17 protein-coding genes are annotated in these 12,606 nt (G+C 46.1%); 14 read left to right on the top strand and 3 right to left on the bottom strand.

Translation table 11 applies throughout. The annotated features are described in order from the left end of the window. Positions 1-10 precede the first annotated feature (10 nt). The 6 genes from BKE30_RS14715 (at position 11) to BKE30_RS14690 (ending at position 4,328) form a co-directional block, all read left to right on the top strand. A complete protein-coding gene (locus BKE30_RS14715; RefSeq protein WP_083698611.1) occupies positions 11-742 on the top strand; it encodes a DsbC family protein in 732 nt (243 codons plus the stop codon). A 31-nt stretch (positions 743-773) separates the two neighbouring features. Then, a complete protein-coding gene (gene traW / locus BKE30_RS14710; protein WP_083698610.1) occupies positions 774-1,388 on the top strand; it encodes a type-F conjugative transfer system protein TraW in 615 nt (204 codons plus the stop codon). After that, complete coding sequence (locus tag BKE30_RS14705; protein ID WP_076879319.1) at positions 1,369-1,887, top strand: DsbC family protein; 519 nt, start codon at positions 1,369-1,371, stop codon at positions 1,885-1,887. The genes traW and BKE30_RS14705 overlap by 20 nt, the downstream gene beginning before the upstream one ends. Then, positions 1,884-2,933, top strand: a complete 1,050-nt coding sequence (locus BKE30_RS14700; RefSeq protein WP_076879318.1) for a TraU family protein — start codon at positions 1,884-1,886, stop codon at positions 2,931-2,933. Before BKE30_RS14705 ends, BKE30_RS14700 begins: the two co-directional genes overlap by 4 nt. A 1-nt stretch (position 2,934) precedes the next feature. Next, positions 2,935-3,753, top strand: coding sequence for a type-F conjugative transfer system pilin assembly protein TrbC (gene trbC, locus BKE30_RS14695; RefSeq protein ID WP_076879317.1), 819 nt, complete (start codon positions 2,935-2,937; stop codon positions 3,751-3,753). Positions 3,754-3,815: 62 nt separating this feature from the next. Next, positions 3,816-4,328, top strand: a complete 513-nt coding sequence (locus BKE30_RS14690; RefSeq protein ID WP_076879316.1) for a P-loop NTPase family protein — start codon at positions 3,816-3,818, stop codon at positions 4,326-4,328. Between the two features lie 138 nt (positions 4,329-4,466). Here the strand turns inward: BKE30_RS14690 and BKE30_RS14685 are convergent, their stop codons facing one another. Together BKE30_RS14685 and BKE30_RS14680 are read right to left on the bottom strand one after the other, a co-directional pair. Further along, entirely contained in the window at positions 4,467-5,843 is a 1,377-nt protein-coding gene (locus BKE30_RS14685; protein WP_076879315.1) for an SEL1-like repeat protein, read from the bottom strand. A gap of 35 nt (positions 5,844-5,878) precedes the next feature. Continuing rightward, positions 5,879-6,514, bottom strand: a complete 636-nt coding sequence (locus tag BKE30_RS14680; protein ID WP_076879314.1) for a hypothetical protein — start codon at positions 6,512-6,514, stop codon at positions 5,879-5,881. 122 nt (positions 6,515-6,636) lie between these two features. Here BKE30_RS14680 and BKE30_RS14675 point away from each other — a divergent pair, with 122 nt between their 5' ends. The 6 genes from BKE30_RS14675 (at position 6,637) to BKE30_RS14650 (ending at position 10,156) form a co-directional block, all read left to right on the top strand. After that, positions 6,637-6,888 (top strand): hypothetical protein, encoded by a 252-nt coding sequence (locus tag BKE30_RS14675; RefSeq protein WP_076879313.1) that lies wholly within the window; start codon positions 6,637-6,639, stop codon positions 6,886-6,888. Positions 6,889-6,993: 105 nt separating this feature from the next. After that, on the top strand, positions 6,994-8,115 hold the full coding sequence (locus BKE30_RS14670) for a competence protein CoiA (protein ID WP_076879312.1): 1,122 nt from the start codon (positions 6,994-6,996) through the stop codon (positions 8,113-8,115). A 133-nt stretch (positions 8,116-8,248) separates the two neighbouring features. Beyond that, entirely contained in the window at positions 8,249-8,719 is a 471-nt protein-coding gene (locus BKE30_RS14665) for a hypothetical protein (protein WP_076879311.1), read from the top strand. Between the two features lie 158 nt (positions 8,720-8,877). Then, a complete protein-coding gene (locus BKE30_RS14660; RefSeq protein ID WP_143253798.1) occupies positions 8,878-9,168 on the top strand; it encodes a hypothetical protein in 291 nt (96 codons plus the stop codon). Between the two features lie 196 nt (positions 9,169-9,364). Next, entirely contained in the window at positions 9,365-9,664 is a 300-nt protein-coding gene (locus BKE30_RS14655; protein ID WP_076879309.1) for a helix-turn-helix domain-containing protein, read from the top strand. Between the two features lie 3 nt (positions 9,665-9,667). Further along, positions 9,668-10,156, top strand: a complete 489-nt coding sequence (locus BKE30_RS14650; RefSeq protein WP_076879308.1) for an Lcl C-terminal domain-containing protein — start codon at positions 9,668-9,670, stop codon at positions 10,154-10,156. 61 nt (positions 10,157-10,217) lie between these two features. On the opposite strand, the gene BKE30_RS14645 is transcribed toward BKE30_RS14650, so the two are convergent. Then, complete coding sequence (locus BKE30_RS14645; protein ID WP_143253796.1) at positions 10,218-10,826, bottom strand: hypothetical protein; 609 nt, start codon at positions 10,824-10,826, stop codon at positions 10,218-10,220. Positions 10,827-11,381: 555 nt separating this feature from the next. Between BKE30_RS14645 and BKE30_RS14640 the strand changes: the two genes are divergently transcribed. Both BKE30_RS14640 and BKE30_RS14635 read left to right on the top strand, forming a co-directional pair. Next, positions 11,382-12,290: a hypothetical protein gene (locus BKE30_RS14640; RefSeq protein ID WP_076879306.1), complete on the top strand. Its 909-nt coding sequence runs from the start codon at positions 11,382-11,384 to the stop codon at positions 12,288-12,290. Positions 12,291-12,395: 105 nt separating this feature from the next. After that, positions 12,396-12,606: hypothetical protein (locus tag BKE30_RS14635; protein WP_143253794.1), on the top strand; the 211-nt coding region annotated here is incomplete at its 3' end.

Below are 12,606 nucleotides of genomic sequence, written 5' to 3'. Positions count from 1 at the left end.
TGAGGTTTATATGTTGAAACAGCTAATCAGTGCCCTTGTAATTACCAGTGCTTCCCTATCGGTTGCAATGGCTGACAATGCCAGCCTGCTTACCACCCTGAAACAGAAATACCCTGCTACCCAGTTCAAAACGGTCAAGGAATCTGAGATTAAGGGAATTTATGAAGTGGTGATGGGCAAGAATGTGGCTTACACCGACAAGACAGGGGATTACTTCCTGTTTGGAAATTTGATCCGAATGAAGGATCAGGCCGACCTCACTAAGTCCAAGGTTGAAGAAGCCAACAAGCTGGATTTTGCAAAATTGCCTTTCCATCAGGCCATCAAGTTTGTCGCGGGGAATGGCCAGCGCAAGATTGCAGTATTTTCTGATCCGGATTGTCCATATTGCAAACGCTTTGAGCACGAACTGGCTAAGCTTGACAATATTACCATCTATATCTTTGAAAACCCGATCACTGAGCTTCATCCTGATGCCATCAAGGTTGCACGGCAAATCTGGTGCAGCAAAGACCAGCAGGCAGCATGGCGAAACTACCTGATCAATCAGCAAAAGCCAGATGCGCCTTCAGACTGTGAAAATCCAGTCAATGCCAATATCAAGCTTGCCCAGCAATTGGGTTTAAATGGCACCCCCATGTCGGTACTGGAGGATGGCAAGGTAAATGTAGGTGCCAGTTCAGCAGTTGAACTCGACACATTGCTGAATGATGCCCATGCCCAAGTGACAGGCCGAAAATAACCATGGCCTGCCGGACGATGAGGGACTATGCATGAAATTCAAGTATGTGGTGGTGATGGCCAGCCTTGGCTTACCAATCTGTTCCATGGCTACTGATCTGGGCACTGTGGGGAATGTCTATCCAGTGAAAGAAATTTCCCTGCTTGATGCCATCAAGAAGCGCGTGGGTGAAATGGTTGATTCTGGTGAATGGGAGAAAATCAAGCAGGACAATACCAAGAAGATTGTAGAGGGTATCCGTCATCCCAAGGGTAATGACCTGCCGCTGGTGACCAAACCAAGAACATTTACCCTTGACCCATCCATTACAGTGACAGCGGATATCACTGACACCCAAGGGAACATTATTGCCAAAAAAGGTTCAGTGGTGAATCCCTTGGTAACCGGACAGCTGAGTAAGGCCGTTCTGTTTATTGACGGTACTGTTGATAAGCAGGTGGCATGGGCAATGGCCGTCAAAAAGGATGCGCCACTGACTGTTGTGATCTTTACCAAGGGTTCTTGGATGGAGGCCATGGAAAAGTATCACTTACAGATTTTCTATGATCAAAATGGCCAGCTGATTCAGAAATTTGGCATTGAGCATGTGCCATCAAAAGTAACCCAGCAAGGTGAGGTACTTAAAATTGAAGAAGTACTTCTTTAGTCTGGTTTTAACTCTGGCAAGCCCGTGGACACATGCCAGTGTAAACCTTGATCAATTGCCAGCTGCACAGGCCATTCAGATTATCAGGGGGGATGGCAGCCGTAAGCTGGTGATCTTTAGTGACCCGCACTGTTTTTACTGTAAGAAACTGGATGCCGAGGTGGCACGGCTAAATAACGTGACCATTCATATTTATCCGGTACCATTAATAGACCCTAGCCCTACCGCCATCGCCCTTGATACCCAAATCTGGTGCAACCGGAATGCTGGCCAGACTTGGCATGATTTTGTGCTGGGCGGAATTCAGCCGGCCGCAGTTGCGCCCTGCCCAACCCCCTTTAGCAAAAACCTGTCACTGCTAAAACAGGTGGGTGTTAACGCGGTACCACTTTTTATTTTACCCAACCAGAGCGTGCATGTGGGTTTTAGCCATACCGCCGAACTGGATGCATTGCTGGATCAGGCCACACTGGAAAGCAGCCAGAGGAAGAAACCATGAAAAATCTTTATAGGTCAGTACTACTGCGGCTTGTCTGGCTGGTTATGCCGCTATTGCTGGCAACCGGTACCGCCAATGGTACCTGTTCTGGCCAGTTCATTAATCCGGTCACTGATATTTGCTGGTCATGCGTTTTGCCCGTCACCATCATGGGACAGAATCTTGACTTCACCGGTGCACAGGACAGCGAAACCACCCTTGGGGGCGGCATATCCAATTATGTCTGTAACTGTGGGCAGGCAGCGGTTGGGGTTCCAATCGGGTTTTGGGAACCAGCCCGTATGGTCGATGTCACCAGCAAGGCCTACTGCATGGTTGGACTTGGAGGTGTTGAGCTTGGCCAAAGTGGCATGCTATCAGGGGACACTTCCGGTTATGTCGGTGCAGATAGCCGTAACCCGATTGAAGAGGCCTTTTACCATGCCCATTTTTATACCAATCCCGTTTTGACAGTATTAGGCCTCATTCTTGATAGTGCCTGTTTTGAAAACAAGGGATTTGATGTGGCCTATATTACCGAGGCCGATCCCACATGGGTGGATGGTGAGCTGGCCAACCTGCTTAATCCGGATGCCTTCCTGTATGGCAGTTTACCAGCAGTAGCGGCCTGTACCGCAGACTGCCTAGCTGCCAGCGCAGGCCTGCCCATTTCGGCACTGCACTGGTGTGCTGGCTGTTATGGCCAGACCTACCCACTAACAGGTTATGAAAGCAGCCATCAAGCCCAGCTGGACACCGGCTCCCTGATGATGCAGCGGATGCTGGCCAAGCTTCACCGCCAGTCGGTTACATGGAGCTATTACGGTGATATGGGCTTATGTGGCGGTTATATCCAGCCGCTGATGAATAAGCGTCAATACAAGTACTCCATGACCTATCCCATACCGCAAACCCAGAAAATTGCCGGCAAGTGTTGCCAGCCGCTTGGCCGTACCACCCTGTTGTGGGGTAGTGGCATGACACCACCGATCATCGGTGAAGACATGAATTTCATGATCTTCCGTAAACGTGATTGCTGCCAGAATGTCTACAACGTCGGAGAATAATATGAAACCTGCATCCCTGTTGTATGGGCTTTTACTGCTTCCGGTGTTGGCCAGTGCTGCCATTGACCTTGAGCAGGTAAAAAAAGACAACCAGTTCCCAACCGATCAAGAAATCAAGAAAAGCCTTGATAAGCTTAAAAAGGATGGCCTGCCTGACCTGTATAAGATTGATCCGGCCAGTGGACAGAAGATCACCAATGGCATGGCCAATGTCAATCTGGATAAAGTCAGCATGCCCAAGCAAAATGTTCCAGACGTCAAAAAACTGCTTGAGCATTATAAAGCCCCGAATGTGGATATCAGTGGCGTCGATATTGCCAAGCTGGCTGATCAGTATGGGCAGCTCAAGGTCACCTTGCCTGATGATAGCAAGGACAGGATTCAGGATCACAAGAATGGTGGGGCGTACCTTTTCATTAGCAGTAGCATGCCACATGCCACCGTAGAAAACATGCTGGGACAGGCTGGGCAACTGGGGGTAAGTGTTTACCTTAATGGGGTTATCGGGGATAAGCCCCTATCATTTAAGGAAACCCAGAGTTACCTGCAAACATTCCGGCTGAAGAAGGCACCCAATATCCTGATCCATCCCCCTGCTTTTGTTATGTTCAATATTAAGCAGGTTCCTGCATTGGTGGTGGCCAGTGAGGATGTTGACCAAGGGCTGGATGAATCCGGCTGTGCCAGTCCCACTGACTTTAGCATTATCCGTGGTGATGTCCCCGTGTCATACGCACTACAGCAGGTTGCAGAAAAATCCAGCAATGCGAATGTGCGTGCTATAGCCAACCAGAAGCTGGCAGTACTGGCCAGTAAATAAGTGTTATGGGGAACACGGATAATCATGTTCCCTTAAGTTCAATAATAGCTGAGGAATTTAAGATGTTAGATTTATATTATGAGGCAAATTCTCACTGGGTGCACAATAACCTTGAAGCTGCACAAGAGGAATTGGGCAAAATACTCGATACAGGCGTTAATCTGGTTTTAATAGGTAAAACTGGCACTGGCAAGTCGAGATTAATGCAAGCATTTTCACCTGACACGTTCATCACAGCCATAACGCCAACCTACCAAGTTTCGGTACCCTCTCTGAACATGATTTTTGATATGGTTAGTAATAGCACTGCCAAGTGTTGGTCGATTGATGATGCGTATCACTATGCCGAAGACGATATCAAAACACTGGTCAAAACATTACACCAGTATGGACGTCAGATGATACTGGCGTACATGGGTGAAATTGACTTGCCAGAATCATTGATTGGTGAACTCATTGATCACAATTTTGTTATCTTAAAAATCTATAATGACTGTGAACAACAAAGTCAGTTTGCCATAAAGGCAAAAGAAGGCATTATTAAAAGGCGCAAGGTACCCGCACTAACGCGTTAATGGCGGATATAATGGGTAGTGCAATTTAAAAATTCATATTCTGATAAAAGGCCTACTGGAAAGTAGGCTTTTTTATGCGCATACCAACATGGCTGGTTAATTGAAATTAATAGGGGTGCAGTTACCATGTGACTGCTTCTATTGGATTTCCACCTTGGTACAGGCACCGGTCACCTTAAAGCGCATAATCTCCAGTTCTACCCACAAATTATCATCCAGTAAGGCTTTTGCCTTTTTTAAGAGTTGCCGGTTGGCCGCAAGATTCTGGCATTGTGCCAAGGTTGTAGTATTTAATGGCACGGGTACTTCATAGGATCGGATATGTTTGCCCCTGAAGTTATATAAATTATAAGTCAGGTAATAATTATAAATAGCACGTACTGGCTTTTTAATCACATGATAACCACGTATCTTCGCATCATATTCACGCGCTTCCTGATCTTTTAATACTTTGGAATCGGCCAGCATGTTGGCTGCTTGCTTATTGCCATTCTGGGCGGATTTGGCAAACCATTCATAGGCCTTGTTGGGGTTTTCCGGCACTCCATCCCCTGTAAGGTATAGTGCCCCCAAGGTAAGCTGAGCCCTAGCCTGATCCTGATTTGCTGCCTTGATGAGCCAGCTTAAACCCTGTTTTTCATCCTTGACCACGCCCTGACCCTTGTAATACATCAGGCTGACAATAAACTGGCCATCCCGATCATTTTTCTGGGCTGAGCGCATAAACCACTCAAACGCTTTTTCATAATCCTGCGTGACTCCCTTACCATTATAGTAAGCAGTGCCAACATAATATTGTGATTCAGCTCTACCCTGATTTGCGGCCAGCTGATACCACTTGAATGCCTCCACCGGATCAGCAGGGACACCAATCCCATCTTCCAGCATTTCCCCATACTCTTGCTGGGCATAGGCGTTACCCAGTTCGGCAGCCTTGTGATACCACTGGGCTGCGGCTTTCTTATCCTGTTTTATGCCCATGCCATGATAGTACATGGAGGCAATCTCTCTTTGAGCGCGTGGAATATCATTTTGGGCATCTTTCATCAGGGCATCAAATCCATCGCTATAAAGCAGCTTGGCCATATCCTCATTTTTGGCGACACCGTTACCCTCATGATACAGACCAGCAAGTCTTACCTTGGCCAGACCACTGCCCTGATTACTGGCTTTACCATACCAGTAAAGCGCCTGCTTATAATCCTGAGGAAGGCCAAATCCCATATGATAGATCAAGCCCAAGGAATATTGCGCGTAGGCATTATCTTGCATGGCTGCTTTCTTATACCACTCATAAGCCTTCTGGTTGTCCTCAGTGGTACCTTCCCCATAAAAGTAAGCATTGGCCAGTGCAACCTGAGCGGCAACGTCACCGGTACTGGCCTTTTGGCTAAGCTCGGCAATATTGATGGCAGGCCGTGTGTCCATGGCGGGTGGTACATCATCAGCCTTTACTGGCTGGAGACAGCAAAGGGCTGTTACCCACGCCAGTGACAAAAATTTTAGGCGGTTCATGGATATAGGTTTTCCCACAATCTGGATTAATCCTGTTACGGATTAAGGACTGGTTTGAGTTGTTCAACGAGTTGAAGTGGATCAATACGGTTGAGATTGGTTCTGGTAATGAAGTCAGCACCTACCAGCATCGGTTTATACTGGCATTTAAAGTAGTGCGCCAACTCATAGGCGCGCCCAACCAGAATCTCCGGAAGGCTGGGTAGCGGAAAGTGATAATACTTATGCAGCCGATCCGGCATGGCAGCATCAATAATGATGTCATCTCCTACAGTCACCCAAGCATGGATAGCCTGCTCGCCTTCTTGAATGCCATGCGTATATTCATGGATCAGGTTTTCAAGCGTGACATCATATTCGTCAGTTCCATGGATGGTCACTTCACCAAAAACGATGTCAGCAGGCAGGTCAATGGCGTTGAGGTAGGCAAAAATAGCAGTTGCTAATTGCAGGCAACTGGTACCCCAGTAAGGATAATTAAATTGTGGAGCAAGGTAATTGATAAGTTGACTGCGACTAAAAACATGCAGCGCCTCTAGGTAATGATCTGGAATCCTTGATTCAGGGGTTACCCGAGCTTGATTAGGAAACTTAAGGTTCTGGCTTTGAATTATGGCAGCTCGGGTTGCCGTCCTGTAGATATCAGAATAGTCTTTTGCAATGGCTACCATTTTAAATCCCAAGTCCCTAAAATCTACTATAGCGGCGTATGCCCTATAGCCTTATAATTTCTATGGGTAATTTACTATATTTTTAGGATGATAGCTGCCCTAGGCTTGCCGGAAATTCAATAATGAAAACATTTAAGTTCTTTAGCGGTTTTTATATTTTACAGATGCTGGGTGGGTCATTATTGCTGGCCAACATCTGGCTTTCTCCCCATATTTATTCCAGCAGGGAACAGCTTGTTTTTGGGCTGATCACTGCATTGTTAATGGCTGGGATTACTGCAATGCGCTACCTGTCTTACCATTTAAGGAAAAAAACCAACCGGCAGTTACTGGTCAGGGAGCATTCAGAGAGCGGTAATTACCAGCCCAGATAGCCAAAGCTGGCTGTTTATCACTGGCAGTACTGGTCAGGCCATTCTACTTCACAACCCTGCAAAATCTGCCTAAAGTAGATCATCACGCCCTGTTCAGGAATCATCATGCCCTTCTGCTGTCTGGCCAATGGAAAAACCATTTATAGCTATACCTATAGTGCTGCCCAGTGGAAGGAATTGAAGGCAAGCTATAAAAATCATCAGCTGAGGATGAGCTGCTGCCCGACTGCTGCCATTCCAAAAACCAATATCTTTGGTACCCAGTTTTTTGCGCATGCCCGTAAGGGAGAGTGCAAAACAGCGCTTGAAAGCAAGGAACACCAGTTTGCCAAATATATTGTGGCCAAGACAGCACATGAACTGGGCTGGGAAGTTTCCATCGAGCACCGTGGGGAATCTGAAACCCATGAAGGCTGGGTGGTCGATACTTTGTGTAAACGAGGGAATATAAAGATTGCCGTGGAAATACAGTGGTCACCCCAGACTGTTGAGGAAACCATGCGCAGGCAGGCACGATATAAACGGTCTGGGATCAGGGGACTTTGGCTACAGCGGATGGGTGCTAATGGGGGCTATCATTACCATCAGGCACGCAGTCAGGAATTACCCCTGTTTGGCCTCAGGCTTGACCCTAATACCAAGCAATTTATGGTTGCAGGGGTGAGCCAGCAGAAAAAGGGACTCTTTGGCAAGCCCCCTGAAATGGAACTCAGTGATTTTATCCGGCGTATGCTACAACGTCAGATCAGGTGGATACCCTACCCTGAAATGGGGTTTATGTTGAATATCAGTCTGGCTGAAAACCAGTGCTGGAAATGTGATGAAACCACACGAATCATTGATACGGTCAATCTGGCCACGCCATGTGCCGATGGATTATATAACCTGACATCCGTTCCAGTAGACAAGGTAACAGCACCCTATGTCAGGCTGTTAAATGAACCTCATTACCGGATGCGCTATGGTTATGGCCAAATCAAGGAACGATATAGCAAAACGGAAGGAAAAAGCTATCAATCCAATGGCTGCGTGAATTGTGACGCCCTGCAAGGCAACTGGTTTAGGCACCACAGTATTCCCCTTCAAGCAGCGACTGACTGGATACCCATTGATTTTGATTATACCCGCATTAATGAGCGGTTAGCCTGCTGGCTATGGGTCGAGCCTGATAATCCTAACCCTAAACTTGGGGATGGCCAGCAAAGCCTCATGGATGAAGTCAAATAAAGTAAATTTTTATACAATGAGGCTTAATCAACTGATACTAAAATAGATTATTTACAAAGTGGAACTACTTACAACTCCTAATACCGACCATTGGACGGTATAATAAACTATATTAAACAGTTGAGCCCACGGCATGACACAGCAATTAAACGCACTGATCAAGGATCATCTCGGTCACACCATTATTGGTGATTTACACTTTTTTAATACCAGCCGTGAATTTATTGCGGCTTACTGCAACCAGCTGGCACTTGATCGGGAAATTGCCAGCCCTATTGTTGAGATTAGCGAAGGCCAGCGCCATGGTGGGTTTATTCGTATCCTTAACTTGAAGGACATTACAGCGCCAAAAGCAGAGGATTTAGTCGAGTGGACTAAACCCGAAGGCAATGCCTGCTGTAGCAGTATGCATGACTGTGATTGTTATGCAGATGCACCCCGTACCGTAATCAAGCAGGGACTGGCTGAGCGGGGTATCCGATACCAGATTTTCCCATATCTGGAGCAGGAATATGTATTGGTCATGAGCTCTCCCAAGTGCAATCATGCTGGCCAGTATGCCATCCCAAAAAACTGGTTAAAGCCCATTCCCGTAGTTGCTTGATAAAAACGACATGCAGCAATGTATGTGCATGCCATGGTACAGCCTGAACCGTTTATTAATAAGCTGGATCAGGTCATACCAGCATACATGACAAATGTTGATACGCCTGAAAGTGAAAAAACGAATACACATCTATTTTAAGAAAAATGAGATTAGATATGATTGATTCTGCGACAAAGCGTGAATTAAAGGGTCTGTTACAAAGCCTAATAGGGCTTGGGCTTGTTATAGGTCTGATATACGCCGTTTATCACTATAATGCTGGTGATGCCAGTAAAAAGAATCTCAGGGCTGCAATGAAGGAATGCCCCGCCATTGTTGACGATATCCAACAAGCGGATGAAGTTATTTCAAAAAGACAGCTAAGAAGCTGGCTAGCAACCTGTAAAGCACACATGCTTTTGCAACAGCAAAAAAATGCGGTTGCAGCAGTACCAGCAAGGTCATAAACCGGTAAGCCCAAGTCCCATTATTGCAATGATCCTGCACACTTAAAGCTGTAAGAAATATCGCGCCAGATGTTTTACTAAGCAATGCCTCTAGCTGGCAGCCAATCAGTAAAGCGACCGGCAGCTGCGGATGGGTATGCCATAGGATACCGTGATCCGCTTAATGACCCCATGAATCAGGAATATAACAGCAGAAATGACTAATCTGGAAAATCCCCCTCAGTGCTCGGTAGGCCTTGGCCATATTGCTGACAAGGTAGCCATTCATCCCCCTGATGCAGCAGCGATTCAGGCTTTGCGTAATCAGCATAACCTGTCACAGCGCCAGTGTGCCAAAATTACCGGTGTTGCAGTCAGGACGTGGGAGCGTTATGAATATCTGGGCAGTGATGAAAAAATGCTGCGTAATCCTTCACCTCAACTTTGGGGGATATTCCTGCTGGCGCTTGGCCAGCATCCTGAATATCAACTTGTTCCAAGACAAAAAGGGAATTAAACCATGCTGATTAACAATGAACTTGATCAGGGAGTATGGACAGACACTAAAATGGGCTTAATGTGGTCTAGGATTACCATTGGCCAGCACTGGATCAATGGTGAGTGCATGGGCGATGGCAAGAAAATGGAATGGCAGCAAGCCCTAGAAGAATGCAGGCAATTGAAATTAGCCGGCTATACTGACTGGCGCATGCCAACACTGGATGAGATGCTTACCCTATATGTGATCCACAAGGGTTATTCATGGCCAGAAGGTACCATCATTAGCCTAGACCCTGAGGGACGTGAGCTTTACTGGAACAGTGATTACTGGACTAGTACCATTGACATGTATCGATCGACAGACCCAGCCCTTGATGGCCATCACTTTCATCATTATCAGGAGGGGTATTATCCCAGCAATATATGGTGTATCAGGCCAACTCGTTGCTTGAAAACATCTAAGTATGCGATTTGCGAGAATTATGCTCGGGCAGTAAGAACAGCCTGAAAACTAACAGTAGTACCTATGCAAGGCCTTAGCAAAATAACTCCAGTGCCAAAACATTAAATTAATCAAATAGCCGTAACACCAGTGTTTCTGGGCGGAATGCATTGATGTCATTCAGGTTGGTAAGTTCAGCTTCATACTTTGCACTGGCAGCATTCCAGTGTAATACATAGCTTTCAGATTGTCCTATCCGATCAAGTCGTTCCAGTTCCATATCCATTTGTTCTACATCCCATGTGGTTACGTTCACATAGGAAGAAGCCACTTTGGTGACTGGGTTTACATGGCGCTGGGTTGCCTTAATGGAATTATCAATGTCCAGACCATATTCGGTTACCATGATCATGAACAAATCTTGCTTGCTGGTAGGCATTAATAACTCGCTGGCCAGCAATAGCATGGCTTGCTCAACACTATCGGCATGCACGGCGAGCAGGGTCATATGACTGGGTTGGCCAATCAGGATCAGGGTAACATCATCATCCACCTGTCCATGCCACAGATAAGGTAATGCTGGATTAACTGGCTTGATCAGAGTTAGTTTTGGCAGGTCTAGCATGGCCAGCTGAGTTGTACTGGTAATTTTTAGTGTATGTGCAATACCTGCTATCTCTATACATAGGTCATGGGAGGCCAGACTTGCTGCTGTCAGCATTTTAATATTCATCATATTGCCCTCGATTTCTTTTAAGTCTCTATTTTATAATAATTTTTATAAAAATTTATCGTAAAATCAAACCTTTGCGCCATGATTTGACGCATGTTGACAGTCATTCACCCACTGGCCGAATTGGGGCGGCTTAAACTGTCCAATACATTTGTTTAGTTGACCAGCAATACTCGCTTGATGCTCGTGTAGCTCAGTGCCTGATGCACTTCCCTTCCCTGCTGTATGTGATCCACAGCTAGTAAAACTGGCACATAGCGTGATTAGGCTAATATAGTAGGCAACTAGGGAAATAGTGGCTTGGCAGGGATTGCAAGCCAATACAACAGTTCAAGTTTTAACTATAAATCTTAGCATGCCATGTATTTAATACACTTGGACTGGCTGGATATGCTTTGGAAAAACAGGCCAATAAAACTCCGTTTTTGATTGTTGAAATGTTAATAAAATTAACAATAAAACCTTAAAAAACAATTGGATAGTGTTGCATGGGTGTTGTGGGAATATTATAATAATATCTATTGGTGAGGTATGTCGTTGCTGCCCGTAGGTATTCACATGAAGCATTCAAGCGTTGAAAAAAATCCAGTCGAATTAGCTGCCCTACTGGTGCCCGAAAAATTTCCCATTACGCGCGCCGCCCTCAATAATGATCCGGTTTTTTTGCGGATACTGACTGAACTGATACAGGCACTGGAAGCAGGACAGATACGAAAGGCAGACCATGACCGGATCAAGAGCTATTTTTCCTACAGGATGGATAAAATCTGGGATGATCATATCCGGCCAGTATTGGGAGTGCAGTTGGCCAATCTTTCTTTAGAGCTCAAGACATTCTTCAGGACGGTCAATAAGCCCATGGGCTTATATCAAATCAAGGCCTTGTATAAGAAAGCCATGGGTGCAAAAGTAGACGGTGAACTGGTTATACGCCTTCAACACATGGCCAGTGAACTTTTGCCACTGGCTGAGTGCATGGATTACCTCAAAGACCATCTGGTTAGCGGACGTGCACCAAGTAACAAGCCTGCCCAGCCGGAAAATCCCAATAAGAAAATGGGCACCTGTTCCTGCTGTTTCCGCCAGATTGCAATTGTGGGTGAGCACATGGCACACCATGGCTACCAGCGACCAGGACAGGGCTATCAGACGGCCAGTTGTGCAGGTATACGCTTTAAGCCACTGGAGCAGTCTACAGCAGGCCTAGAGTGGCTTATCACGATCACAGAGCAGCGTATTAATGAGTTGCAGCAACAACTTGCCAATGTTGATTCTATCCCCAACCTGATGATCATGAAACCACGCGGTCAAATGGCCACGCAGATCACCCGTGATATGCCTGAATGGCCAAAGGCACTGGCCAACCATAAAAACATGTTAATCTCGCAGGCCAGCCAGAAGCAATCTGATCTGGTCTATTTTAAAAAAGCACTTGAACAATGGCAGGAATATCACCGCCAGCATTAATGGGGTGTGTAAGGAAACATACAGTCTTTTCCTATTTATATATAGCCAAAATAATTAATATAGAAGTATAATAGTATTTATGATAATGAGCCAGAGATTCCTGCCATGCATGCCAATACCCTGCCCTTACACTATTCAGAAAGGATCATTAACCGGCTGGTTGAGCAGCATGGCTGGATAAAGCTCAATGAAGGAGCAGCTGAGAAGTTGATTGCCGGAATGGCTTCAGCAGGGGAACTTTCTACGGGTAGCCGTACACTGACAGCCAGTTTTAATGAAAACGGAAGATATCTTAGCCTACAACTTGGCTTTGATG

The sequence above is a fragment of the Alkanindiges hydrocarboniclasticus genome, assembly GCF_001982605.1.
Taxonomy (GTDB): domain Bacteria; phylum Pseudomonadota; class Gammaproteobacteria; order Pseudomonadales; family Moraxellaceae; genus Alkanindiges; species Alkanindiges hydrocarboniclasticus.
This window is presented reverse-complemented; position numbering and strand designations above follow the sequence as displayed.